Annotated in this window: 16 protein-coding genes; 13 read left to right on the top strand and 3 right to left on the bottom strand. The window is 41.7% G+C overall.

Annotation, left to right across the window (positions count from 1 at the left end; genetic code table 11):
* Window positions 1-376 precede the first annotated feature (376 nt).
* Genes CIK80_RS02690 through CIK80_RS02680 form a run of 3 tightly spaced genes read right to left on the bottom strand, consistent with a single transcriptional unit; the run spans window position 377 to window position 7082 of the window.
* Window positions 377-1582, bottom strand: a complete 1206-nt coding sequence (locus CIK80_RS02690; RefSeq protein WP_143516772.1) for a hypothetical protein — start codon at window positions 1580-1582, stop codon at window positions 377-379.
* Window positions 1579-4104, bottom strand: coding sequence for a LysM peptidoglycan-binding domain-containing protein (locus CIK80_RS02685; protein WP_095568770.1), 2526 nt, complete (start codon window positions 4102-4104; stop codon window positions 1579-1581). Before CIK80_RS02685 ends, CIK80_RS02690 begins: the two co-directional genes overlap by 4 nt.
* Window positions 4104-7082, bottom strand: coding sequence for a DUF2345 domain-containing protein (locus CIK80_RS02680; RefSeq protein WP_095568769.1), 2979 nt, complete (start codon window positions 7080-7082; stop codon window positions 4104-4106). Before CIK80_RS02680 ends, CIK80_RS02685 begins: the two co-directional genes overlap by 1 nt.
* A gap of 215 nt (window positions 7083-7297) precedes the next feature.
* Here CIK80_RS02680 and CIK80_RS02675 point away from each other — a divergent pair, with 215 nt between their 5' ends.
* From CIK80_RS02675 to CIK80_RS02615, 13 genes are all read left to right on the top strand, one after another.
* Entirely contained in the window at window positions 7298-7762 is a 465-nt protein-coding gene (locus tag CIK80_RS02675; protein ID WP_095568768.1) for a hypothetical protein, read from the top strand.
* A gap of 142 nt (window positions 7763-7904) precedes the next feature.
* On the top strand, window positions 7905-8567 hold the full coding sequence (locus tag CIK80_RS02670; RefSeq protein ID WP_143516771.1) for a hypothetical protein: 663 nt from the start codon (window positions 7905-7907) through the stop codon (window positions 8565-8567).
* Between the two features lie 27 nt (window positions 8568-8594).
* Window positions 8595-9107, top strand: a complete 513-nt coding sequence (tssB, locus tag CIK80_RS02665) for a type VI secretion system contractile sheath small subunit (protein WP_095568766.1) — start codon at window positions 8595-8597, stop codon at window positions 9105-9107.
* A 3-nt stretch (window positions 9108-9110) separates the two neighbouring features.
* Entirely contained in the window at window positions 9111-10601 is a 1491-nt protein-coding gene (tssC, locus tag CIK80_RS02660; RefSeq protein ID WP_095568765.1) for a type VI secretion system contractile sheath large subunit, read from the top strand.
* 54 nt (window positions 10602-10655) lie between these two features.
* The gene (locus CIK80_RS02655; RefSeq protein WP_095568764.1) at window positions 10656-11159 is read left to right on the top strand and encodes a type VI secretion system tube protein Hcp; all 504 of its coding nucleotides are present in this window, start codon (window positions 10656-10658) and stop codon (window positions 11157-11159) included.
* A gap of 100 nt (window positions 11160-11259) precedes the next feature.
* On the top strand, window positions 11260-11739 hold the full coding sequence (gene tssE / locus CIK80_RS02650; RefSeq protein ID WP_179288307.1) for a type VI secretion system baseplate subunit TssE: 480 nt from the start codon (window positions 11260-11262) through the stop codon (window positions 11737-11739).
* Window positions 11740-11808: 69 nt separating this feature from the next.
* Window positions 11809-13632 carry a type VI secretion system baseplate subunit TssF gene (gene tssF / locus CIK80_RS02645; protein ID WP_095568762.1) on the top strand — a complete coding sequence of 608 codons (1824 nt, stop codon included), beginning with the start codon at window positions 11809-11811 and terminating at the stop codon, window positions 13630-13632.
* Window positions 13596-14606, top strand: a complete 1011-nt coding sequence (gene tssG / locus CIK80_RS02640) for a type VI secretion system baseplate subunit TssG (protein WP_095568761.1) — start codon at window positions 13596-13598, stop codon at window positions 14604-14606. The genes tssF and tssG overlap by 37 nt, the downstream gene beginning before the upstream one ends.
* 99 nt (window positions 14607-14705) lie before the next feature.
* Window positions 14706-17603 carry a type VI secretion system ATPase TssH gene (gene tssH / locus CIK80_RS02635; RefSeq protein WP_095568760.1) on the top strand — a complete coding sequence of 966 codons (2898 nt, stop codon included), beginning with the start codon at window positions 14706-14708 and terminating at the stop codon, window positions 17601-17603.
* Window positions 17603-18751 (top strand): type VI secretion system protein TssA, encoded by a 1149-nt coding sequence (tssA, locus tag CIK80_RS02630; protein WP_095568759.1) that lies wholly within the window; start codon window positions 17603-17605, stop codon window positions 18749-18751. The genes tssH and tssA overlap by 1 nt, the downstream gene beginning before the upstream one ends.
* Before the next feature lie 129 nt (window positions 18752-18880).
* Entirely contained in the window at window positions 18881-21598 is a 2718-nt protein-coding gene (locus CIK80_RS02625) for a contractile injection system protein, VgrG/Pvc8 family (protein WP_095568758.1), read from the top strand.
* 2 nt (window positions 21599-21600) lie between these two features.
* On the top strand, window positions 21601-22473 hold the full coding sequence (locus CIK80_RS02620) for a hypothetical protein (protein ID WP_095568757.1): 873 nt from the start codon (window positions 21601-21603) through the stop codon (window positions 22471-22473).
* On the top strand, window positions 22470-25910 hold the full coding sequence (locus tag CIK80_RS02615; RefSeq protein ID WP_095568756.1) for a toxin VasX: 3441 nt from the start codon (window positions 22470-22472) through the stop codon (window positions 25908-25910). Before CIK80_RS02620 ends, CIK80_RS02615 begins: the two co-directional genes overlap by 4 nt.
* The last annotated feature ends 7 nt before the right edge of the window (window positions 25911-25917 follow it).

Here is a 25917-nt window from a genome sequence, read left to right as displayed (position 1 = left end):
GAGATACCTTATTATCCTGCAATATTTAGAATAATAGCAAACAAATATTGAATATATCATACACACCTATGACACACCATGAGCTTATTTCATGCTGGAAGCCTTGTATATCAATGTATGTAGCACAGTATATCAACTCCCGCCATCTCCACCAAATACTAAAAATCCGATCACTTAGGTGGTCGGATTTTTTTTGACTTAGTTATGAGGATATAGTTGTGATGAAGATTGAAAAGGACAATCAGTCAGCTTTTCATTAGGTAAGAAAGATTTCTATTTAAAATTGGAAGCTTTATACTTAAAACAGAAGAACCCAATGTCGTTAAGATGTGAGGTTTTTTCGGTTAGAGTGGTTATTGGTAGGGTGACTTAGCTCCTAACCGCAACCTTCAAAGTAACGAATATATGGGCTATAGTGAATCCCTATACTTACCACTTTTTCGCTCAAAATATCATAGCGCAGGCCTATCTTTTCAGAGCTATCAGTCCAGTAGATAAATATGGGCTCATCGGAATGTATATTATTAAAAATTTCGTCTGGTGGCTTATCATGCAACTTCATTACAGTTTCAGTAGTATCTCCGATCTTGATGCCATTGTATGACTCAAATGGTATTTTATTGTCCCCCATACTACTGATGCTAGCGCCTACGAAAATATTATCGACAAATTGAAAATACAAAGAGTGTTGATATTTAGGATATTTTTTTGAAGTAGTTAAAAAACAATTATCAACACCCTCTAATTGGCTTTCTAACTTTTCAAATCCATTTGGATCAAAATTTTGTCCAAGAGGTATATTTCCAATACCATTTTTAGTTATAATATATTTCCCTCGATTGGAACTGATAGGGTTATCTGCTCGGATTTCTTCAGGTCTATCTTGTATTTTATCATCAGTTAAGTCTAAGTTTTTTAGAGCTTTAAGATCGTTGAGACGTAACCAGCCTTTCTTTGAGCCTTTTAAATAAGATGTTTGTATCCAATTTTTTTCAGTAGATAGCACCTTAATCTCATCACCTGCTATGAAATACGAGGAAGTCTTATTTTCAAGATAAGGTTGTTTATAGATGAAAGCTTTATCCACACTAACTATATAGGTTGAATATTTACTATTTGGCAGAGTGTTGCATTCTAATCCAGAATCAAATGAATATGATTTAGTTTGGTTTCTTTTATTCGTTATTTCTAAACGTCTAATAAAACTTTGAGACATTAATGTTGCTATGTATCCTTGTTTATTCTTATATATACGAGTGAACTCATGAGGGCGAGTCTCACTTGTTTCTATCTCATTAATACTTTCCAATGTGAATGTGCTATAACCATTTATTTTTAATTCTTCAAGGTTCTGATCATAGTAGGTACTTATTGATTTACTATTATCCATTAGACATAGTAATTTCTTTTCAGGTGGTTTTTGAGAATGGGATATTGATTTTACATTTTGACTGCTAATTGAAAAAGATAAGTTGTTACTAGAAGATGAGCTATCATTAGCTGAAGAGTCAGTGGATAGATTACAGCCTGTGCCTACCAATAAAGTAGATATTAATATAAACAAAATTTTATTTAGCATCATAACTTATCTACCCTTTGCTTAGCATAATTTACAGCATCATCATATGTCCATCCATAACGTTTTTCACTTTTTCCGAAGCTACCTTTTTTATTAGCTAGTCTTATAAAGTGAACATATCCTTCTTTTGCAACTACTACACTTTTTGTAACGCCACTTTTATTCTTAGCAGGATCATGCCATAAACCCCAACCAAAGCTCTCACCAATCATTTCCGTTACCATGCTATCAGGAAAGTTAAAAGTAGTTAAATGGGTAAGGTTGATGGAATTTAAGTTTTTACAAGATTTCAAATTAAGACTCTCGACACCACGTTTAAAGTATTTTAACCTATCATCAAATCCGTTAAATCCACCGTTTACGATAGCACTGATGCAAATAATATCATTCTTGTCAGCTAACTCATTTAGGTCTTTCCACTTAAATTTAGTCCAAAACCATCCAGCCGAATCAATAGAGTAAGGCAATTGTGCCATTTTAACGTTATTTGAACCTAAGAAATTAACCTTTACGTATTTTCCGTAAGATTCGTAAGCACCTTTTAGCGATATTTGAATATATCCTCTTCCTTTATAACCTCCATAATGAGCATCTGTAGTGCCAATTTCTTCGTTATATTTAAATTCAGCAGATTCATGCGCTAATTGAGCTATAAAATGAGCTTTTCTTAAACATGTAGTGATTTTATAGTTTTTTAAAGTCTTATTTAAATGAGGTAAAATACTTTCTAAAGTTGATTTATCTCTTACTGTACATATTTTTCGTAACTGTTCTAACGTGAGGTCTGTATTGCATGAGCATATACCTGTCTCACTTCTAGAAGTCTTGTGAATAACATCGATATCTTTTATATTCGCGACTAAACCCTGAAGATGAAGGTGATTATCGTGTCCTTTATAAGGACCGCAATGAGGTAAAATATAACTTTTATTTATCCCTGCTTGAGAGTTAGTGAAATATACGCTAAGCATTTTTACGATAGAATCGTTAGGTCTTTTTCTTTTACCCCATCCAAACTCATAGAGAGTATTAACAAGTTTTAAGTTTCTATCGTGATCGTATTGAGAGTCATGGCTGTGATTATTCAATATCATTTCTAGCGCTTTTCTGTCTTTTCGAAGATATCTCACATCGATACATTTGCCATTGGTATGACTGCTACTAGGACCAGGGCCTCCGTCAACTTTACTAGCTCCATTAAAAGAAATGTCATCATAGCCCAATTTGCATAGAGCACCTAAAAATGTAGCCATAGCAACTCCAGACAGATAATAGCGCTGATACTGCTGAGAGTTCATATATATGCTGTAGCCTATATTACCTTTCCTGTATTTAGACAACCTTTTTTCTTTTTCTATATTTGATAGGTTGTTATCATCAATACCGTTGCTCTTTTTATCTCCGCCAATATTTACCAAGTATATATGGCCACCTCCGCCGTAACGTGGTATTTTTAAGTATTTAGTTTTTCCTAGAAAATGCTTAGAACCACTTTCATCGTGATAGATAAATGCGGCATACCCAACGGCTTGCCTGTTAGCACGCTCTATATGCCCATCATGATAAATATGGTAAACCGTAGTATCACTATCATAAGTAATTTGTTCAGCAGGATTGCCTTTTTGGTTGTTACCTACTTCCTTCTTAATATCTAGCTGTGGCTCGTTAGATTTGCTTTTACTATCTGATGACTCGGTTTTGGAGGAGTTATTCGTGTCATTGTTCTTAAATGGCTTGGTATTATCACCAAATAGGGTGCCATGTAACTTTCCGCTTGCATCAGCTACATGTTCCTTCACATCAAGAGTTCCATTTATTATTTTTTGCTGACTCTGTTTAATGACTTCTTCAGTTTTGTCAATTGCAGCATCTGCTTTATCAGTAACATCTTTAATACTATCCCAAGTTTTTTTATACCAAGGTTGCTTTGAATCTTTAGATTCATTATCTTTATTTTTTTTCGCAGTCGGATTTTTCGAAACTGATGGAGAGGACTTATCTTCCGACTCTTTGCCACCATCACCAATTTGCATTGGAACTTTTAACCAATCACCTGCGAATATCTTATGAATGTTTTTTATTTTTGGATTCAAAATCTTTAACTGCGTGATATCTGTATTATACTTTTTGGCTATACTTTCCAATGTATCGCCTTTAACTATTTTATGATCTTTACGCTTGATACTACCTGCTTCGTTGCCATATTTCTTCAGTTTTGAGTCAATCAAAATCGCACTAACTCTAGCTCTAATTTTAAGTTGGCTTCTCTTAGTTTGAGGTAGTAGTATCTTTGCAACTTTTTCAAAGTCTTTAGTGCCAGTTTTTATATATAGGTAAAGCACAGTATTAACTGGTTTGATAAATTCATAAGTTGCACCTTTACTATTAGTTTTACCTTTAACTACGTATTCCTCCTCATTATTATTGTTAACTGCTGTGACCTTATATTCAATATTTTTTAGAAGTTTGCTTTTCGCATCAAGCAATATGAACCATGCAGTGATCTTTTTTTGAGTATTTGACATTATTCTTCATCCTCTAAAAGATCGATATCTTCTTCTGGCGCTTGGCAAGCGCATTCTTCTGAATATTCGAATTCTACCTCTTCATTTTCATCATCATCATCATCATCTTCAATTTCTATACTCCAATTATTCAGATATCCTACTAATACTTCAGCTTCTTCAGACTTCATAGAGATCAATCTATTAGTCCGCCCATGTTCATCTAATGTTCCTTCTACTATCTGACCATCATCTAACATTGCTACGTAATCTACTTCATTAAAGTCAGCATGATAAAACAAGTCATAAACATCAAGCTTATTACTAAAGAGCGGAATAGTCTCCGGCATCATTGGCAGCGAGTAATTGGCTTTCGCACCACCCATCAACTTTTTCTTCACCGCCTGCACCTTAATCGTCCCCGGACAAACCAGCTTAATCCCGCTATCATCAATCGTAATCGAAGCCCCTGCTGATGTTTGCAGCTTGATGCGCTTCGGACTCGACACATTTACGGGTCCCGACTCACTACCAATTGTCATACTTTGCTGAGAGTGCAACTGCAACTCACCACCTTGCGCTTGTATCGCCACAGGTTTGGTATTGGCACTGATATGTAGACCTGATAGATTTGCTTGACCGCCAATACCTGAGAGCAAGTCAATTGTATCTGCCGTCAGCGTATAATTGCCTGCCACCACATCTGACTGTGTGCTGCCTGATTGTCTGACAATCGTCTTCGCTGTCCATAGAGTATTATTGGCAGACGCAAGAATACTGTCACGACTGACCAGCATCACATCGGGTGCACCTAAGACTTCCGCATTGAGTGTCTCATCTATCACTTGTGCCGTGGTTTTAAAGGCATTTATCGATTGATTCACATTACTCAGAGTCTGTATCGATTGTAGATGTGCTTGTTTGGCCTCTTTTAGCGTCTCACCCAACTCAGCGCCTATTTTAAGTTGCTGTTGTCCAGCATCATTGACCCACGCCGACTCATGCTCTGATTGTGAGTGTCTGAGCCCAAAGGTTGTAAGCAGGACACCTGTATCGCCACTGACCTGTAGTCCGTGATCGGTTGCGACATTGACACCTTGACCGCGGTCACTTGATTGATGATTGCTATAACGATGCCGCAAGACGCCAAGCTCTACTACGTGTTCATCGGGCGCAAAGGTCGCCATCTCTGTTATGGTTGGCGTCTCAACATTGTCACTTGACCCAGTATTTACCGTCCACTGTAGCCCTACTTTGTTTGGCGTATCATCAAAGCTGAACGTCACCTCAGACTCAGCCATCAGTCCGTACTGCGCAATACCGGATATCCAGCCGCTGTGAATATCGTCCTCACTGATTTGCGAGTGACCCAAACCATTGCCATGCCATCTAGGGGAGGTGCCGCCTTGTACGTTGTGCCTGTTAGATAAGCCAGCATCACGGGTAGTGATGTCATGCTCATCCGTATCGCCCATACCGATACCGTCAAACAGTGACCGGCTAATCACCGGACTGTCAATATCCCCATACCAATGACTAAGCAACACTGGTTGTCCCATACGCGGGGCAAACTGCCAACCATGTGTCGCACCTGATGACAATTGTAATGAGCGTAGGGGCGGAGTAGTGCCATCATCGTGAGGGCTAATCCCTGACCAAGCAGGAGTAGAGATGGTTTGGTGTAGGGTATCGTCAGTGATTTGTGAGCCGTAGCCTGGGGCGCCATCATCACCAGTACGTGCTTGAGCAAGACCTTGATAGGTACTACTGACCAACGACAGATGACTGGGATAAGGACAGTAAGGAGTAGTGGCGTCCAGGAGGGTCGTCGTTACCCAAATGCCAGTATCACGGGCGATGTCGTAGGCATACTCAGGAATAAAGGCATCGGTAGCGTTTATCGCATGGTGTTGCAATTGATGTACAGTGCTTGCTAACCAGTCCTTGATAAATGACTGATGATGGTAGGAGGTGCTGTCGTTATCGGGTTCAATGCCGATTGTCATTGTATCTATACAGCGAGTCGTTAAGCGGCCAATCGATGGTATATCACTGATATCAACTGGGCTACCGATGCAAAGACCACGCATCGCGCCACTGGCTTGATAGGTTTCTCGCAGGCAACGATTTGCCCGTATCCATTGCTGAGCCATTTGATTTGCGGATTCATCACTACTCACTCGAGACGGTGCTGCCAGTAATACTGTAATGTCATCAATTGCTAAAAGCGAGTCATCAATCGCTTGCCCTTCATAGGTAGTATCATTGGCCAAACCATCTGCTCGGACCACCACCGTATGACTACCAAGCTGCTGATTACTCATTTGTAGCGTATTCACATTGTCTTGACCGGATTGTACTGAGGATTGAGCATAGCTGTAGCTTAGTGGTAACAGCTCGCTTTCATCCAACCCACCGACTAACAACCATGTTCCAATATCATCAACTGAATCACTCGATACCCACAAGGTAGATACCCCAATATCAGCAAGCAATCCAGTGACAAAGTCATAGTCACTAATATCTGACTGCGTGCGTATCGATAGCGTTTCAGACAAGCGTTCTGATGACAGTAGCACCTCAGAGACTTGCCACTTTATATCATAGTCACTAAGGATAGTCGTCACGATATCGAGGGTAGACTGATTGATGAAACTACGAGTATGCATAGATTGAGTCAGTTGCCAATCGGGACTGACAATTTCTAAAGTGTAGAAATGTATGGCACCGTCTGAATACTGATAGTTGACACCTTTTATCAGTCCCGTACGAGAAGTGGCAATGCGATTGGATGACAGTGTACTCAGGTATACAGGCATGTTAATTAATGATAAACAATCGTTCGAATCTAAAAATATTTTAATAAACACTAGTATAAAAATATTATCGTTTTGATTGATACTGCTCGTTTCAGAAAATGCAAGGGGATAAAATATATCTTGTTCGAATAAGCTAGAATTAACGACAATACTGTGTAATCTAGCGGTTTTGTAAGACATATTAAGCGTACCATCGTTACTATTTGGTATTAAGAAAATGAAATTATTTTAGAGATAACCCGATTATTTAATGAGAAAAGTATAGAGTTTATTGAAATTTTGTCAAGTGTATGTATAATCAACACCACGGATTTTTTGTTTATAGCAAACTTTAGTTCTATATAAATCCAATTTGACTGCCTTTTCTTTATATTTTTAGTGATGATATTGTCTTTATGAATTCTATTTACCGTAATAATTTTAAGGCAGCAAATCTGCTACTGCTCATGTTTAGCACAGCTTTATTAGCGATTGGTTGTAGTACCACAACGACGGAAAATAAACCACGTCAACTCAGTCAGCCCGTGGTTGAACAGTTGAGTGAGCCGTCACTGGTATATATGTTTGATAACGATGAGATGGATGGCACCAACCCACGTAATATTGAAACGTGGGTAGCGATTGCCAAAAAAGATTATGAAGAAAAACACTATGCACGTGCATTGAGAGCAGCTGAGGAGGCTCTTGGTATAAATAACCAAGTGGTTGAAGCACGTCAGATTGCTATGTTATCAGCAGTCAAAATGATGGAAAGTAATGTCGATGCTTATCACAATAATGCCGTGATGGAAGATAGGGATAAATCGACATTTAAAGAAACGTTGACCAATATCACTACTTTGGTAAACGTTTCTAATTGAATCAATTTTGAGTAGACAGCGACATCCTTTTACTAATAATGACGAGCACTAACTTACGATGATCAGTATAAAAAGCAATACCAAAGTCAATTTTAAACTGACAAGAACCATGACAGCTGGCGTTTTAATAATGTGGTTGACCATGAATACGTCGCATAGTGAGCTAGTAATACAAGAAAAGGATCCAAGTGCTAGCATCATGAATCAATTTGAGATGCTCAAAAACTCTGATGCAAAATCACCCCAATTACGTCAATTTGTCACAGAATTAAATCAGAGAGTGACTCGTAACCCTAGTGACTCGTTAGCATGGGAAATTCTGGCGCAGACTTACTATGACAATGACTATCATGCTTATGCCCTTTATGCCGCTAGTGAGGCAATAGATTTGGGTCATAGCACCGCTAAGCTCAAAAAAATATTGTTAAACAGTAGTGCTGTCGTCTCTCAAGACCAACTACAGTCAGACTACCTGACGGATGAAGTTGATGAGGTGTTTTTAACCGCCTATCAGTATGCTTTGAGTAAGATCTATGGTGATATCTATGGTTTTAACTATGATGAATCCTTACCAAAATCTTCAGCACCTTTTGTCAAACCTAAAAAAGCTAAAGTAAAGAATAAGTCAAGAAGTCGGAAGCGTACAGTGGCAAAAAGACAAGCAAAACCTGTTAAGCAAAAAGCAGCTATAAAGCGACCGTCACGCCAAGTACCAAAAACAAAACCAGTCAATAAATTGGCTAACCCATCATCTCCAAAAAATAGTAATGCCAAATCCACTGATCCATTCAGTATATTACGTTGAAATTAGAAACTGCTGAGGCAACTTATTATGGCAAATCAAGACAGTGTGCAGAAGAAACTTGCAAAAGTACGTGCTCCTCGAGTGCACCTCACTTATGACGTCGAAGTTGGCGATTCACTTGAAACGAAAGAAATCCCCTTCGTAGTTGGAGTATTAGGAGAGTTTTCAGGAGATTCCAAACTTGAGCAACCCCGTTTTAAAGACAAAAAATTTGTCGAAGTGGATTTGGATACCTTTGATGAAGTGATGTCAGGATTAGCTCCTCGAGCCGCTTTCCGTGTTAGTAATGATTTGAGCGATAAAGGAGGCGAGTTCTCGGTTGATTTAGCTTTCAATAGTATTGATGACTTTCGCCCAGAAGCCGTTGCCAAACAAATTGAACCGTTAAAACAATTGGTAGAGGCACGCGATCGTCTAGCGGACTTACGTAATAAAATATCGGCTAATGAAAAGCTGGAAGATTTATTGGATGATGTGCTCAAAAATACAGAGCAGGTCAAAAAAATGGCAGAACAAAACCCAACTGAGGGTGAGGATTAAACCATGAATGCTCAGGCCCAGCAGAATATAGTAACCGACCCGTTAAATAACGAAAGCTACGACTTACTCGAAGAAATCGTTATTAAAAGTAACATTGCCAAGTCTGATGAAGAAAAGAATCGTGCAAAGTCGCAAATCGCAGAGCTAGCTAATGAAGTTATGCAAGGCACAGTGACTTTATCTGATAATTTATCAGCATCGATTGATGCTCGTATTGCACAGATTGACGCACTGATATCTAAACAGCTGACGACAGTGATGCATGCGCCTGAATTTCAAAAATTAGAATCCAGTTGGCGTGGTTTACATTATTTGTGTAGTCAAACACCGTCGGAATCAATGCTAAAAATACGCATGATGAATACCAACAAACGTGAACTTACTAAAGACTTTCAGTCTTCAATAGATTTTGATCAAAGCACGTTATTCAAGAAAATATACGAAGAAGAGTTTGGTAGTTTTGGTGGCGAGCCATACGCAGCCATTATTGGTGATTTTGAGTTTACTCGTCAAAATGCTGACATGTATCTACTTGAGCAATTATCTCATGTTGCTGCGGCTTCTCATGCACCTTTTGTATCAGCGGCCTCTGCTGAAATGTTTGGGCTGGACTCTTTTACAGATATTGGTCGCCCTAGAGATTTATCAAAAATATTTGAGACTGCGGAGTACATCCGCTGGCGTGCGTTTAGACAATCAGAAGACGCCCGCTACGTTGCGCTCACTGTTCCTAGCTTTTTAGGTCGTTTGCCCTACAACCCTAAAGATGGAACCGTGGTTGAAGGCTTTAACTTTACTGAAGAGGTTTCTGGTAATGACCATAGTGATTATCTATGGGTCAATGCTGCTTATGCCTTCGCATCACGTTTGACCTCAGCTTTCTCTGATTATCGTTGGTGTGCCGCTATTCGCGGGGTCGAAGGTGGCGGCTTGGTAGAAAATCTACCTGTGCATACCTTCAAGACGGATGAAGGAGATCTGGCGCTTAAATGTCCGACTGAAATCTCTATTACTGACCGCCGTGAAAAAGAGTTAAGCGATTTGGGCTTCATTCCATTAGTCCATTGCAAGAACACCAATTATGCAGCGTTCTTTGGTGCACAGTCCGTTCAAAAAGCTAAAACGTATCAAAACGACGATGCCAATGCCAATGCTGTGCTATCAACTCAGCTGCAATACATTATGGCCGTATCACGTATTGCTCATTACTTAAAAGCAATGATGCGCGACAAGGTTGGTAGCTTTTTGGCACCTGGCAATGTTGAATCTTTCTTGAATGACTGGATTTCTCGCTACGTCTTGCTAGACGATGGAGCCTCACAAGAAGCAAAAGCCCAGTATCCTCTGCGCGAAGCTTCTGTACAAGTTGTAGAAGTGCCAGGTAAGCCTGGTGTCTACAAGTCAGTGGTTTTCTTAAGACCACACTTTCAACTTGACGAGTTGTCTGTTTCTTTGCGTCTGGTCACTCAACTGCCGCAGGCTAGCAACAGCTAATCATTTATTTAAACTCAATGTTAAATCTAAACCTCCTAAAACAAGGTATGTGATATGAAAGATATTTATATTCAGTTTCGTGGTAAATACAAGATCGATGGGGAATCTCGTGATAGCGAGCATAAAGGTTGGCTTGAAGTAAATACATGGGATCATTTAATCCGTCAGCCAAAATCAGCAACAGCAAGTAGTGTTGGTGGTCATACTTCTGAGCGTTGCGAGCACGCTGATATGACTTTCATAAAAGATTTGGATTCTACGAGCCCTAAATTATGGGAAGCTTGTTCTGCTGGTTATACTTTTGATGAAATTCAAATTGATTTTTATCGTGCGAATGGCGATAAGCGTGTTAAATATCTTGAGATAAAGCTGAAGCATGCGCTTATTGCTAGTGTCGAGCCTACAGTACGTTCGGAAGGTGTCCCAACTGAAAAAGTTGGTATCAAGTATGCCGCGGTTGAGTGGACTTACACGCAACAAGATATCGATGGTACTGCCAAAGGCGCAGTCACTAAGAAGTGGTCACTAGCCAATAACACTGCCACTTATACTGCCTAAGCACGGTAGTATCAGAGGTTCTTTACCTATCGTGCCAAAAAAGAAAGGTTTATAGCTAGACCTTTCTTTTTCATTTTTGCAAATGAGAGGGATCGTATCAATGCATTATGTTACCAAAGACATTGGATTTCGCCCAAACTTATTTGAACAGCTGTTTGATGATCAGCCTCGTGAACTGGGGCATGAACTTGTGGTTCGCCGTCTCAATATTGATGAATTAAAATCGTCGGTCGCGCAAGATTTAGAGTCTCTATTAAATACGCGTTGTGTGATATCTCACAAGCTACAAGCATACCAACAAGTGCGTTCATCCATATTGAATTTTGGCATATTGGACTTTGTGGGACTCAGTAGCGCCAATCCTGCTGACTGTGACTATATATGTCGACAAATCGCCCAAACCGTTGAGCAGCAAGACACGCGATTAAAAAATGTTCGAGTCTCTTTGGATGTTGGGGCTGTCGATGTCAACCAACTGTGCTTTTCTATTGAAGCTTTGTTGAAAGTTTATCCAGCACAAGAGTTAGTCAGTTTTGACGCGTTCTTTGAACCAAGCTCACAGCGTTACTTAATCGAATAACCGATAGTGCCGCCAACATTCTTTAGTCGGCAGCGATAACTATGTTAGCAATAAACATATTGAGGCGTCATGGACAGTCTACTTCCTTATTTTGAGCATGAGCTTAGCCTGTTTAATAAACAGTCAAAAGCGTTTGCCAAAAAATATCCAAAAATAGCCAATCGACTATTGATGGGACACGACACGGTAGATGATCCGCATATTGAGCGATTGATACAAGCTTTTTCACTGATTAGTGCGCGTATTAATAAAAAACTAGACGACTCATATGCTGATTTTACCGAATCTTTATTAGAAGTTGTTTATCCCGATTATCTTAAGCCTTTTCCTTCTGTTTCTATCGCACAATTCAATTTAGGCGTGCAGGGCGCTGCGATGAGTGAGGCAGTCTTAGTTCCCAAACAAAGTATGTTTGCCACGCAAAAAATAAATGGGACGCCTTGTCAGTTTCAGTCAACCCAAGATGTGACCTTGCTACCGCTACAAATAGATAGCGTTGACTTTGAGACACGTCAAGAAGTATACGACAATCAGTACGGACTGCTTAATGGCTGTATTAGTATTAAGTTCAAAGGACTTAACCCAAGCTTCGATTACCAATCATTATTGAATCATCCGCTAGATTTGTATATTGACGAAGATGCCAGTCAAGGCACCAGTTTGTGGGATTTATTAGGCTGCGATATTAGGCAAACGCATTTCCATGGCAGGCACGTTAATAAGACAGTTGGCAGCCCGTTTGAGATTATAGGTTTTGATCCTGAGCAGCAAATTCTTCCTAGCCACCGCGTTAGCAATGCTGCGTCCGCCTTGTTAAAAGAGTACTTTTACTTTCATGAAAAATTCAATTTTCTACGCCTCAATCCGGGTCATGTTTGTCCTGATCTAAAAATTGATAATAATGGCTTTGAGGTTCGTTGCTATTTTAAGTTTGATAAAAAAAATACTATTCTACTCAAAAACTTACAGCAGTTAAGCGTTTCTAGTATCAAGTTGTTTTGCACGCCTGTCGTAAACTTATTCAAAGCAGCGGCCAAGCCCATTCAAGTCACGCATCGTTCTATCTATTACGATCTAGTACCTGATACACGTGCGCTCTTTCAGCATGAAATCTATGAGGTTCAAAAAGTTATAGAGTCCAAACAAAATGATAATCGCTTGATACAGCGTGAGTATCATCCGTTTTATGCGCTCAATCACTATGAGCAACAAGACGAAGGCCGTTATTACCACGTTAAACGTGACAAGGATATGGCGGAGTTTAAGCAGGGTTTTGAATATCAGATTATGTTCGTAGAAAAAAACCGTGAAGAACTATCAGGCGCGGTAAGTATGAGTACTTCTTTATTGTGTACCAATAGAGATCTGCCCGCTCAAGTGGTATTCGGTCAAAGCCGCGGTGATCTGTTTAGTGAAGGGATGACGGGTTTTAGTAGTTTGTCGTTGTTAAAGCAACCAACCAGAACGGCAAGGTTTGAATATACAGGGGAGGAACGCTGGCGCTTGATTTCTCTGGTTAGTTTAAACTTTTTGTCGCTTGCCGCGCAAGACGCAGAACTCATGAAAGAGTATTTGTCACTATATGATATTACGCAATCGGCTTCTAACAAACTATTGGTGGAAGGAATTGTCTCTGTCGCGACCAGTATTGAAGCTCGGCGTATCCAGCGTTTACCGCAACCTGGGTTTGTGCGTGGTACTGTGATTGATATTCAAATTAACAAAAAGAATTTCGCTGGTGTCAGTATTCGCCAGTTTGCCCATTTATTGGCTCATGTTTTTGGCTATCACGCCAGCCTCAACAGTTTTGTTCAGGTTGCCATTAGTGATGCTGTGACCAAGGAGGAGATATACAGATGTCAGCCACGCAGTGGTCTCAGTCCTCTTATTTAACCGATCTCATTGCAGCGCCTCAAACTTATGAGCTATTGCAAGCGCTTCGTTTGGTTCAGTATGAGCCCAACATGGGCAATGCTCCTATTGAGATACGTTACCGTGCCTCCTTGTCGCTGGCTTATCCGCAAGCTGAAATTGAGTCACTGTCGTTAATTGCTCAAGACAGTATGGACGCCAATGCGAGTCAGATAAACGTTAGGCAGGTGGAAGTCTATCCAGCAGTGATCGGCTTGACGGGGCCGTTGTCTACTTTACCAGCGATGTATACCGATCATTTGGCATCGCGAGTACAACATGTAAAAGATAAGGCGGCACCAGCCTTTTTAGATTTGTTTAATCATCGTTTGACAGACCTTTATGTCCAAGCGAGCTGGTTTTATAACTTGCCATTACAGTATGAATTAAACCGCAAAAAGGACAGTTATTTGCTTAGCTTGCGGGCACTGGCACGCCAGCCTAAAAAGATTACAGCAATCGATAGCTTGATTGCTTATGCAGGCATGATAGCCCCAGGACGTCTCACTGCCGATCAATTGGCGCATGTATTGTCTCATTTTCTAGACAGCACCGTGAGTGTGCAGCAGTTTGTGCCTGAATGGTTTGATTTGCCCGCAACTGAACAGACGGCGCTTGGCGGCCAACATGCCACGCTTGGGCTATCAGCATTTTGTGGCGCGCGTGCTGTACAGTTTGATAGCAAGATCAGAATTGTATTTCATCAGCTAGACGCCAAACGTTATCTCAGATTGTTACCTGCAGGCGATATGTACCAAGTTATCATCGACTTTATTCGTAAATGGTGCGGGGTATGTTTGGCGGTTGAAATGCAGCTGGAATTGGATAAGCAACATATTACGCCACTGTCTTTATCAGAAAGTCATTTTGGCGGCTTGGGACGAGGTGGTTTTTTGGTATCGCAGCCTGCTACTGCGCATCACGATGACACCCGCTATGCGTTACCGATTCAGTAAATGGCTACTAGGGTTCAGAAGCGGTTTATCAGTACACACTATATATAAACCCTATAACTATAATTTCAAAATCAATAAGAATGCTAAAGGAAGAGAGTTATGAGTCAGTTAAAAGCTGTGATTACCCGCTTGAGTCCGAGCTGCCGACAGTGTTTGCAGCAGGCAGCTCGGCTTTGTATTGATAAAGGACATCGCGAAGTAGATACCATTCATTTGCTGCATGAACTCATCGCCACTGCGCATAATGATGTGGCGCAAATATTGAAAGCGAATAAAATTAATCAGCCGTTACTACTAGCAGAAATCACAGATTTATTGGGTGCGTTTGGACAGGCAACAGGCTCAACACCTGTCTTTAGTGAGCGTTTGATGGCATTGCTCGAAGATGCATGGGAGCTGGCAAGTAGCCAATATAGCCAAAGTGAGAATAACAATAGTCCACTAGAAATCCGCTCTGGACACATATTGCTGGTGCTTTTGACTCATGAGCGTTATCAGCCATTGCTTCATGCGCTGCCTGAGCAGCTTCAGTATATTGATCGTTTTACGCTAAAAGACGACTATGAGCGTCAATGCCTTGGTAGCACTGAGGGCGGTAGTTCCGCCAATCTCAACAAAAGTAAAACAGATGGTGACAGCGATAATAAGAATGTAGACATTGCGCAAACGGCTCAGCCCACACCTGCGCTAGACAAATACACGTATGACTTAACCGCCAAAGCGACTGCTGAGCAAATAGATCCAGTCATTGGTCGTGAGTTTGAGATTCATCAATTGATCGATATTTTAATCCGTCGTCGCCAAAACAACCCGATTTTGACGGGCGAGGCCGGGGTGGGCAAGACTGCCGTAGTAGAAGGCTTGGCACAAAAAATAGTGGCAGGTCAGGTTCCCGACCAACTCAAAGACGTGACGATACGTAGTCTCGATATGGGACTGCTACAAGCAGGGGCGAGCGTCAAAGGCGAGTTCGAAAATCGTTTGAAGCAAGTCATTGAAGAAGTACAAGCGTCTGTACAGCCAATCATTTTATTCATTGACGAAGCGCACACCCTGATTGGGGCGGGCGGTCAAGCAGGGCAAAACGACGCGGCCAACTTGCTAAAACCCGCACTGGCTCGCGGTGAGCTACGAACGATTGCCGCCACGACTTGGTCGGAGTATAAAAAGTACTTCGAAAAAGATGCGGCATTGTCGCGTCGCTTTCAAGTAGTCAAAGTCGAGGAGCCTGATATTGACACGGCAGTGGCGATGATTCGTGGCTTAAGCGCCAAAATGCACGCGCATTTCGGTATCTTGATAGATGATGATGCGCTACAAGCAGCCGTTGAGCTATCAGCCCGTTATATTAGTGACAGACAGCTGCCTGATAAAGCGGTGAGTGTATTGGATACTGCCGCCGCCCGTGTGAGTTTATCAAAGACTGTTATGCCCAATCAGCTCGACAAATTAAAAGCAAAAGGCACGCAGTTAGAGCAGCATATCAACAATCTCAGTCAGCAGCTTGAGCGTATTGGCGGTGTTGATGAAAAAGAAAAAGTCAGCCAGCAGATAGCGGTGCTTGATGAGCAGCGCCAAGCCAATCAGAAAAGCATTATTGATATGACGGCTCGTTGGCAAGAGCAGCGTACGCTTAATGATCAACTTGATGTGCTTAATCAACAGTTGAATAGCAAAATTAAGGGCTCTGATAACCTTAGTGCAAAGGAGCGCTTAGACAAACAAGCCGAGTATCAAGCGATTGAGCAAGCGCTAAAACAGGTACAAGAAGCACATCGACTCATCCATGCCGTATTGGATCGCCAAGTCATCAAACAGATTATCTCAGATTGGACCGGTATTCCGCTTAACGATATGACAGGCAATGAAAAAAACCATATATTAACCTTGGCGGATACCTTACAAGCACGCGTCATTGGGCAAGACCATTCTGTTGCCGCCATCGTCAAACGTATTCATACCGCCAAAGCACGTCTAGATGATCCCAATCGTCCGCAAGGGGTATTTATGCTTGTGGGCCCAAGTGGCGTAGGCAAGACAGAAACCGCATTGGCACTATCTGAAGTACTGTACGGCGGTGAGCGTAACCTTATTACGATTAACCTCTCAGAATATCAAGAAGCCCATAGTGTTGCCTCGTTGAAAGGCTCGCCACCAGGATATGTTGGCTATGGGGAAGGTGGCGTGTTGACAGAAGCGATCCGTCGTCGTCCTTATAGCGTACTGTTACTTGACGAAGTAGAAAAGGCGCATCCTGATGTGTTGGATTTGTTTTATCAGGTTTTTGATAAAGGGGTCATGGAAGATAGCGAAGGCCGCTTAATCGATTTTAAAAATACCCTTATCTTATTGACCAGCAATATTGGTTCATCGCAGATTATGCAGCAGTGTATCAATACAGATCCTGCTAATACTGATTTTAGCTTGCCAGACAGCGATAGTTTAAAGCAGGTGATTAATCCGCATTTATACAAAGCCTTTAAACCTGCGTTTTTGGGTCGTCTGACGGTGATTCCTTATTATCCGTTGACCGATGACGCACTGGCAGAAATTATTCGTCTCAAGCTGAACAAGATTACCGATCGTATTCGTGACAATTATGACGTGCCTTGTGTCATTGACCCTGAAGTAATTGAGCTGATTTTATCTCGTTGTCATGAAGTTGACTCGGGTGCACGTAACGCTGATGCCATCATTAGTCATACGCTATTGCCACAGCTGGCAAGTCAGCTACTGGCTCATGATGACAGTCAAAGCGTGCTAAGAAAGATTACGGTATTCGTCGATGCCGATGATAACTTTGCTTATCGCCTCGACTGCGATTCTGTTGTGGCGCTCAACCAAATGGCGCAATACAGTGAAACCAAAACTGAGATAGAGGGTAGCTCTAATACTGAGACCATTTTAGCCACAAAACCGATCAGCAAAAAAGCCACTAAGGATGCACCAGCCAAAAAGACAAAGCGTAAAAAACCGATTAAGGAAGAGTCCCTATAATGAAAACTGATCATTCTTTAATGACCTCGATTGACACGCTGATTGCTCCTATTGATGGCAGTCATCATGGCGTGGGAGAAGATTTAATATTTGACCCACGTGTGGATGCCATCATTGCTGCTCGTCAAGAGGACGATCCACTGTTAGCACAAGGTAACTGGGTCACTGAGCTAAAAATTGCTGATTGGGATTTTGTCAAAGAGCAATGTGCAGAGTTATTGAGCCGTACCAGTAAAGACATGAAGCTGGCGCTTTGGTATGTCGATGCGCTCAGTCATACCGACCATTTAGCTGGTATTAGTCATGGCATTAGCCTATTACAAGCACTCAATGATGAATACTGGCTCACAATGTATCCGCCACTCGATGGTGAAGAAGACAGCATGGATATTAGGGCAGGACTGCTGTCATGGTTTGTCAAAACACTGACTGATGACCTTAAGCAGTTATCGCTCTCTGATACCAAAGCTGGCAATTATAATTACAATTATTATCTAACCGCTCGCGATCATGACAAGCAGCGTCAACAAAATCCTGATGGTGAAACGCCCAACCAATTAATACTGAGTGACTATAATCATGCCATAAAAAACAGTAGTGAGTCATGGCAACAAACGCTAATGACCAATCTCACGACCATCATTGAGCAATGGCAGGCGCTTACTGACCAGCTGAACGACCTCATGGGTATGGATGCGCCCGTGTTTGCCCCAGTGACGGATTTATTGGCAGCCCTTAGTCAGCATCTGCGCTCATTGCTTCCAGAGTCTACTATCAATGTAGACGGTGCTGGTACAGAAAATAACAATACAGCCGATGTTATAGGAAATGAAGAGTCTATTTTGGATAACGGTGGACAAGCAAGCAATTCTACAAACGCTAAGCCAACCAGCTTTAATCCGAGCAATCGCGATCATCAAAGCAACCGCCGGCAGGCCCTCAAGTTATTGGGTCAAATCCAAGATTACTTTGCGACCAATGAGCCGCACAGCCCAGTGACTTTTTTGCTGGGACGAGCGATTGATTGGGCAGATATGCCGCTGGATCAGTGGCTGACTCATATCATAAAAAATGAAGATCAATTAGCGACGCTCTCTGACATGATTGGTATTCAGCCCAAACGAGAGTCGTCTGACGATGGGTATTGATGGCGATTATTCAGGACAGTATTGCTTAGCTTAGTAAGTTAGTTGGCAGTACAAAAGACGCTTAATCTTATTATCTTGACTTTGTGATTTTAGTATTTCAACCGTTGGACGGATAGAGAAGGGCTTATCATGGTTTGGACTCAAACAAAACGACATCTACAAATCAGTAGTGCCCACCCTGATATTGCCACCAGTCTTATTCAGCAAGCCGATACTGTTGAAAGCATGCTGGGAATGCCACTGCCAGATAGTGTTTGGGAGACACCTGCTCTCATGCCGGTGCCAACTGCTTATCCAAGCCCTTATCATCACGACCAACGACAGCAGTCTTATCAAGAGCGCCAGCTTGCGCTATATTGCGGCTACCGGATGAGCATCACTTTATTGCATCCGCAGGCAGGACTCAATATAAAAGACTGGCTCGGGCAAAGTCTGGCGACTCATTGGAACACTGACGACGCTACAATTCCTAGCCAAGTTCGCCATGGAATTATTACGGAAGCAGTAGCTCTGGGCAGCAATAGCGGTATGGCAGCTTATCGTATTGTCTGCGAGCCTGCGTTAAACCAGCTACGTCTCGCTAGCCATAATCGTCGCCATCATCACCTTAGCCTCAGCGAGCTCATCACTGATATATTAAGCCCCTATGGGATGGACATCGAGATCGACGAGCGTTTGAGCGACTATCATATTCAGCACAGCGTGCAATACAATCAAACGGATTTGGCTTATTTAACTCAGTATCTTGCTTTGTATGGCGTTACAGGCTACTACCGTCATGAAGCTGACAAACATACTTTGGTTTTATTGCCACATAATGCCGAAGCATTGCGTCCAGACGCAAATGACATTCGCAGCACTTTAAGCCAAAACCCAGCAAACCTTGCCGACAGACAGGATCGTGTTACTGCCATTCGACCTCGTGTTGCGCAGCATACCCAGCAAACCGACCTATATCGGTATGACAATCGCTTAACAGGTACTTATACTTGTAGCGGCACTAGCGAACAATCTATCGAATCGAACAGTCCAAATAGTCATACCCGCTTCTTACACAGCCATACCCATTTTGATGATGAAGGGCTTGAAGAGTTGGCTATTCGCTATCAAAAGAATGCTCAGCAGCTTGCTAATGTAGGTAGCCTTGCTGGTAACATTCGTCATCTCAATTTGCCGAGTACTCACTATCTCGATGGCAATCCTTATGTGACTGAGCCAATAAGTCTCATATCTATTCATCACCGTATCAACAACCACCTCCCCGCAGATTGGTTGGGCATAGCAGCCTTTGATCCCATTACTTTACAGCCTAATGTGAACGATCATAGTGATACTGACCACGTCCATCATATCACTGCTTGCTACTTACCATTTCCACACCATCACCATATTCCCTTTGGCGAACAGCTGGCAAACCTTGGACAACCGCATCCTAGCCTCACCGGTCTGATGAGTGCCAGTATTGTCGATACTGCTAGTGGCAGCGCTATTGATACTGATCGTAATCATCGTGCCCACATTCGCTATCACTGGCAAAATGATGAAGGCGGACAAGATAATGATGGTGACACGTCTCACTGGGTACCTATTGCTAGCCATCTAGTTGCCGACCACATGGGACAGACCCATCCACTGCGACATGGTCAACACGTTTTGATCGACTTTATCGGTGGTGATATCAATCACCCTATCATCATCGGTAGCACCCACAACGGTCAGGGCAACAGTGATGCTCAGCACAACAGTATAGTAAGTGATACAGACTTTATCGATGCGACTAGTCCGACATGGTTCATTAATCAAAGTCATGCCCATCCCATAGACGGTATTAAAACCCAAAGTATCGACTCAAGCCGTACGGGAGATACGACCAAAGACAGCCTCGCTAACGGCTACAACCAGCTCATGTTTGATGCCCATCCTGAGAGTCCGCAAATCAATGTCTATAGTACAAGCTACCAAAGCAGCCTGACCATCGGTCATCTATATCAACATACTGACCACACGCGCGGCCTTGCACGTGGACGCGGCATCAGCATAGAAACTGAGGCAGCCGCTAATGTACAAGGTAGCAAAGGACTGCATATCAGTAGTCGGCAAGCAGACCCCTTATCAAACCCTCATATGAGTCATGACAGTCATAGCAAACTACAAACGGCTGATCAGCATCAACAAGCGTATGAGCAACTCGCCAATACCCATCAGCCCGTTGGATTGGCTAGCGGTGCCAATAACAAACCAAAAGGTAGCCAAAACCAAGAAGACGCTCAAACACCATTTGCCAAGTTTAGCAAAGATACCAATGATGCTGCGCTGAGCGAGTCTGGACAATGGCAGCAAGCTAACCTGCTAATCGACTCCCAGCGTCACCTCGCACTGTTAAGTGGACAACATAGCCAATTTACCAGCACCCAAAGTATGCATAGTCATGCGGCAGCAGATACCCATCATCACAGTCAAATGCAGATGAATCAGTTGGTCGCAGGTGACATGCATTACTACTCAAACAAAACACAAACCCATACCGCCGCCCATGGTGATGTGACCATACAAGCGCATCAAAGCGAGATGCGCCTCGATAGTGAACAAGTACTGCGCATCCATAGCCGAGACAGTATTGAGATTATTGTCCCTGATACGTTGACCTTAAAAGCTGCTGGCAGTGGTATTGAGATATCTGGCGGTAATGTGACTTTTATCACGCCAAGCCAAGTGGGCTATAAAGCAAGTAAGGTGGATTGGGGTAGTGGGGGCGGAAGTAGCCCAACGATTACCATGCCTCAGGACGAGCTTGCCGACTGTTCTGCCAAGGCTGGTAGCACTGGCAAAAAAGGCGGAGCTGTTTAAATATGTTATTTCCACAACTAGAGCCCCTTGATGATATTCAAGCCACGAAACAGTACCAAAATCAGCTTGAAGCTGTATATCAAATAATTGCTGATAATAACTATCAGCAGCTCACTCTACTCATTGATCTAAATGCGTATGGGGCTGAAGTCTTTAACGTTCTTGACTGCGGTGTAGATTTACCATTTGAGCGTATAAAGCGCATTCACCATACCTTTAGCGATGACTTGGTCGTTGTTAATATTCAGTTAGGTAACAGTACTGGTAAGCGCTTACTAGAACAGTTATTGGCCCTAGCAATATATGAGAATACCAACGATATAGCAGGTCGTCCGCATTCACGTAGCATTTGCTTGTGGTTGTTTGAGCAACCGATTACTGAAAAACTCAAACAGAACCTGTATCTGATAGGTCAAGCGTATGGACTAGGATCAAACAAGCGCCGTTATCTGCGTTATTGGGATCCGAGAGTAATACAGCTACTGCCCTATTTATGGACTAGTCAGCAAAAGTTGCAAGTATATCAATTGGGTCTACCTCGTATGCACTGTGTAGACTGGAATAACACCTTTACAGAGATAACGTTGCCGACACCTAGCGAAGTATATCCGTCTGATACTCAAGTGGCATTAGAGCAGCTAAGACCTTTGCCCTTTAGATTTAATCAGCAGCAGTGGCACCTTCTTGAGCAGACAGAGTGGGTAAATATGATAGTAAGGCAGCTTAAAGAACAAATGGTAATCAATGTTCAATCTTATAAGACTGTACTGAGCCAAGCACTATTGATTGCTCAGCGTCAAATTACGCAACAGCAAGCCGTTAGGAATATAGTTAAGGGTTTGGAACAGCCTAGAAGTCAAGGAGTAGCAGGATGAGTAGTGACTTAAGCTTTATGAATAGATTGACAAATGAGCATAAGAATCCACAAAGAGTAAGTAAGGCTGTACCTGTAACTCCTTTCGATAGTGATGAACCTTCGACTACATTACCTACCATCGTAGTAACGGCTACCAATAAATGCGCTTATGGATGCGGGAAAACAGGTATTCCGATATTACCTGTGGTATTGAGTAAGATGGATTATAAAGTGACACTACAGGATGAGCGATATTTCCCCCATGAAATTGTCTCGATGCCATCCAGTCATACTGCTGTTGCGAGCCTACCAAATCATGCCTATCTATATTGTTATATAGAGGATACTGAAGGATATAATTTTGATGAGTACTACATAGGTGCAGACGGGGCATTAAAACGTACTAACTCATATATTGACAAAAATTTTAAAGAAAGAGCCAGCCGATCTGGACAAATAGACGTACAAAATATCGATGAGTCTGGCAGTGACAGTTTTGACGAAGAGGTACAGCCATTTAACTGTAACAAGAAAGGGCATAGTACCTTAGATAGCAAATATATTACTTTGCTACTAGGAGATAAGGCATGGCTAATGGTGAGTCATGCCAAGCTGAGTAAATCCGTATTAAAAAGATACATTGAAGATGAAACGCTACGTAATAGACGTATGCAAAAGTTTATCGTTGATGAACTAATAGGCAATACAAATACCATTAATATGAGCACTAATGAAGTTGGGTATATAAAAAGTTTTTCTCAACGTAAGCAGCTTGCTCAAGGTGGAGATATTAACGAAAAAACTAATGTGTTAGAGAGAAATGGCGGCAGTGATATATTAGGAAGTGTAAGAACTGCGTTATCGCTGTATCAAAGTATGCAAAGAAGTGTCAGTGAAAAGATAGAGGGCACTGAAGAAATTATTGGTAATGGAAATGGTACTAAAGCTGATGAGGAAGAATTAAAATTTTTAAAAAAAGTAACACTTATGATGGTCGCCTTACCTGACCCTGTAGGAGAGGTGATAGCAGCCGCGGAGAAACGAAACTATTTGATTAATCAACTCAGTGAACTATCAGAAGATAATGATTATATTCGTAAAACTATTAATGCTTTAATCATAAAAAACCTTGAAAAATCAAGTATAAAGACTACTCAGTTTGAAGGAAAAGACTTATTCAACTGGGGGGATAATGATTATGTAGGAACGTTGCTTAATATAGGTTTTTCAGATACTGATCCAGATGATTTGATATTTAAGCATATCGATAAGAGCAGTTATGAATCTTACTTACAGTCTTCTCAAAAAATAATTGATCTTAAGGAGCAAATTGTTAATGCTCGTCAAGTCTTTATCAAAGCAATCGCCAGTGAAGAGTTCAAATTTATTATAGAAAATGACTTTGACATTGAGCTTGTTCACGATGAACAGACTGCTAAAGATTTTGAGGCGATGATTGCTTCTTGTATCGCTGGATGCGGTATTGATGATAGTAATATTGGTATCCCACAAAGCATGCTTGATGCTTTTGAATCTACTGCACCCAAAAGTGATATGGCCACTGAAGAGGAGTTTAAAAAAGCATTACTACCTCAAATCAGTAGTAGCATCAAAATCAATCAAAACTGGCTATTCAAAGCACTTGGCGGTTTGGATAAGGAGCTGGTCGAGATTATTTATGGCTTTAGCAAGAAAGATAGAGCTTCTGAAGCAGTAGGTACTGGAATAAACTATATGGTCGAAAGGGTTAGTGCTGAGACGTTGAATAAGATAACAGTCAACAGTAATCGAAGCGCTGATATCAATAAAGGTAAATTGATTCAGACACTAAGTCAAAATTTATTAGCATTGAGTTTTCATGATTCAAAAGCGTTTATAAATTTGTATAAAGCACTAGAGCTTAGTGTATATGGTCATTCAGGATTAGTAGTTGTTCCTAAAAAGGTGACTGCCACGGCTGATACTATGGCTGCCTTTGCAAATTTCGCCTTAGGTGCAGTGCTTCCAAAATCAGTCGTTAATAGAATTAATGAAAGAGCCAGACAAGCTCAAAGAGGTGTAACCAGTATCTTGGAAACCGTTACTGATACTAATATTGTGCGTACGCCGCAGATCGATAATCTACAACAGGCTGAAAAGTGGGTCTTATCATATTTTGATAAAGCCCGCGTAACAGGTGAAGGTATAAGTGAGTTAAGCCAGCTCAATGATGGTCAAAAGCCTATTGATCTTGATCAGCTGGATGCTGACGCATTAGCTGCAAGGGGTATTGAGTGGCACAATAGCATCAAGAATATAGCGACGGGTGCGACAGGAGGAGTATCGGCTTTCATTGCATTTTTTCAGCTGAATGCGGTGATTGCCAGTGTACCAGCGATTGCCAGATTAAAATACGCAGGCGACCCACTACGGTTAACGCAAGAGCAGCTAGGCACAATTAGTTCTGGACTTGCATTAGTAACAGCAAGTATGGATGTGGCAGCATCGGGAGCTAGTGTGTTTGGTAGAACCAGTTTTGCAAATAAACTTGTCTATCGCGCAGGATGGTTAGGTGTGGTTGGCGCGACATTTGAGGTAGGAAGCTTAGCGATTTATGGTCATCGTAAGTTTAATGATGGTAATAAGAGTTCTGGCTTTTTTACAGTTGGAGCGGGTTTCTCTATCGCAGCATCAGCTTATGCTGGATTAAACTTAGGATTGTTAGCAATAGCATCGCCAACGGCACTACCAGCACTGCCACTATTGGCAATTATGTTTGTCGGTATGACCCTAAGCTATACTTTTCAGCGCCTAGCCTATAAGTTTGATGATAAAAACAATACATTAATAGAGTACTGGTTAGACAACAGCGTGTTTGGTCATAAAGCCATGCGAGGACAAGATTACTATCTGATAAATCCGTTTCAGTCAAAGTCGCCTTTCAATAGTTTGGAGCAAGACATTAGCGGCTTTATCACGGCTTGTACCTTGTTCTTAGCCAATAATCGTTTGCAAACCTTTCAAGGTAATGTACCTGTGGAGCATGAAATAAGCACAAACAGTGAGATAAGACTTCCGCCAGTTCTTGAGATTGTAAAAGAGCATCTGACCTTATTTGAAAGTCAGATTCACATTGGAAATTGGGACAAAGCAAGTCAACTGACTATAGAAGTAGTCGCTGATAAAAACGGCAGAGAACAAAATCTATATAAAGCGACATTCCATAACTCTGCTAGTAATGAACCGGTTGCTAGTAATATTACGTCATTAGCCATTAAGAAACTATCACCTGTAGTGACAAAAAAAGAGACTGAAAGAGAATCGGAACCCCAATTTATCATTGATACGCAGTTATTGAAGTTCGAGCCACATAGTATCAATAAAGCAAAAGTTATCGTCACTTATACGCCCGATACCAGTCGCAATCTGCCATACCCTCTAAAAGACGTAAGTTATTTGGATAATAATAGCTACTAAAGAAAGG

This window comes from Psychrobacter sp. JB193, assembly GCF_002285555.1.
In the GTDB taxonomy this organism is placed as follows: Bacteria; Pseudomonadota; Gammaproteobacteria; order Pseudomonadales; family Moraxellaceae; genus Psychrobacter; species Psychrobacter alimentarius.
The sequence above is the reverse complement of the archived record's forward strand: the minus strand, read 5'-3'. Positions and strand labels throughout refer to the sequence as shown.

Coding starts and splice junctions, on each gene's coding strand:
- CIK80_RS02690 (WP_143516772.1), bottom strand. CDS start 1,582: ATGATGCTAAATAAAATTTTGTTTATATTAATATCTACTTTATTGGTA.
- CIK80_RS02685 (WP_095568770.1), bottom strand. CDS start 4,104: ATGTCAAATACTCAAAAAAAGATCACTGCATGGTTCATATTGCTTGAT.
- CIK80_RS02680 (WP_095568769.1), bottom strand. CDS start 7,082: ATGTCTTACAAAACCGCTAGATTACACAGTATTGTCGTTAATTCTAGC.
- CIK80_RS02675 (WP_095568768.1), top strand. CDS start 7,298: ATGAATTCTATTTACCGTAATAATTTTAAGGCAGCAAATCTGCTACTG.
- CIK80_RS02670 (WP_143516771.1), top strand. CDS start 7,905: ATGAATACGTCGCATAGTGAGCTAGTAATACAAGAAAAGGATCCAAGT.
- tssB (WP_095568766.1), top strand. CDS start 8,595: ATGGCAAATCAAGACAGTGTGCAGAAGAAACTTGCAAAAGTACGTGCT.
- tssC (WP_095568765.1), top strand. CDS start 9,111: ATGAATGCTCAGGCCCAGCAGAATATAGTAACCGACCCGTTAAATAAC.
- CIK80_RS02655 (WP_095568764.1), top strand. CDS start 10,656: ATGAAAGATATTTATATTCAGTTTCGTGGTAAATACAAGATCGATGGG.
- tssE (WP_179288307.1), top strand. CDS start 11,260: ATGCATTATGTTACCAAAGACATTGGATTTCGCCCAAACTTATTTGAA.
- tssF (WP_095568762.1), top strand. CDS start 11,809: ATGGACAGTCTACTTCCTTATTTTGAGCATGAGCTTAGCCTGTTTAAT.
- tssG (WP_095568761.1), top strand. CDS start 13,596: ATGTCAGCCACGCAGTGGTCTCAGTCCTCTTATTTAACCGATCTCATT.
- tssH (WP_095568760.1), top strand. CDS start 14,706: ATGAGTCAGTTAAAAGCTGTGATTACCCGCTTGAGTCCGAGCTGCCGA.
- tssA (WP_095568759.1), top strand. CDS start 17,603: ATGAAAACTGATCATTCTTTAATGACCTCGATTGACACGCTGATTGCT.
- CIK80_RS02625 (WP_095568758.1), top strand. CDS start 18,881: ATGGTTTGGACTCAAACAAAACGACATCTACAAATCAGTAGTGCCCAC.
- CIK80_RS02620 (WP_095568757.1), top strand. CDS start 21,601: ATGTTATTTCCACAACTAGAGCCCCTTGATGATATTCAAGCCACGAAA.
- CIK80_RS02615 (WP_095568756.1), top strand. CDS start 22,470: ATGAGTAGTGACTTAAGCTTTATGAATAGATTGACAAATGAGCATAAG.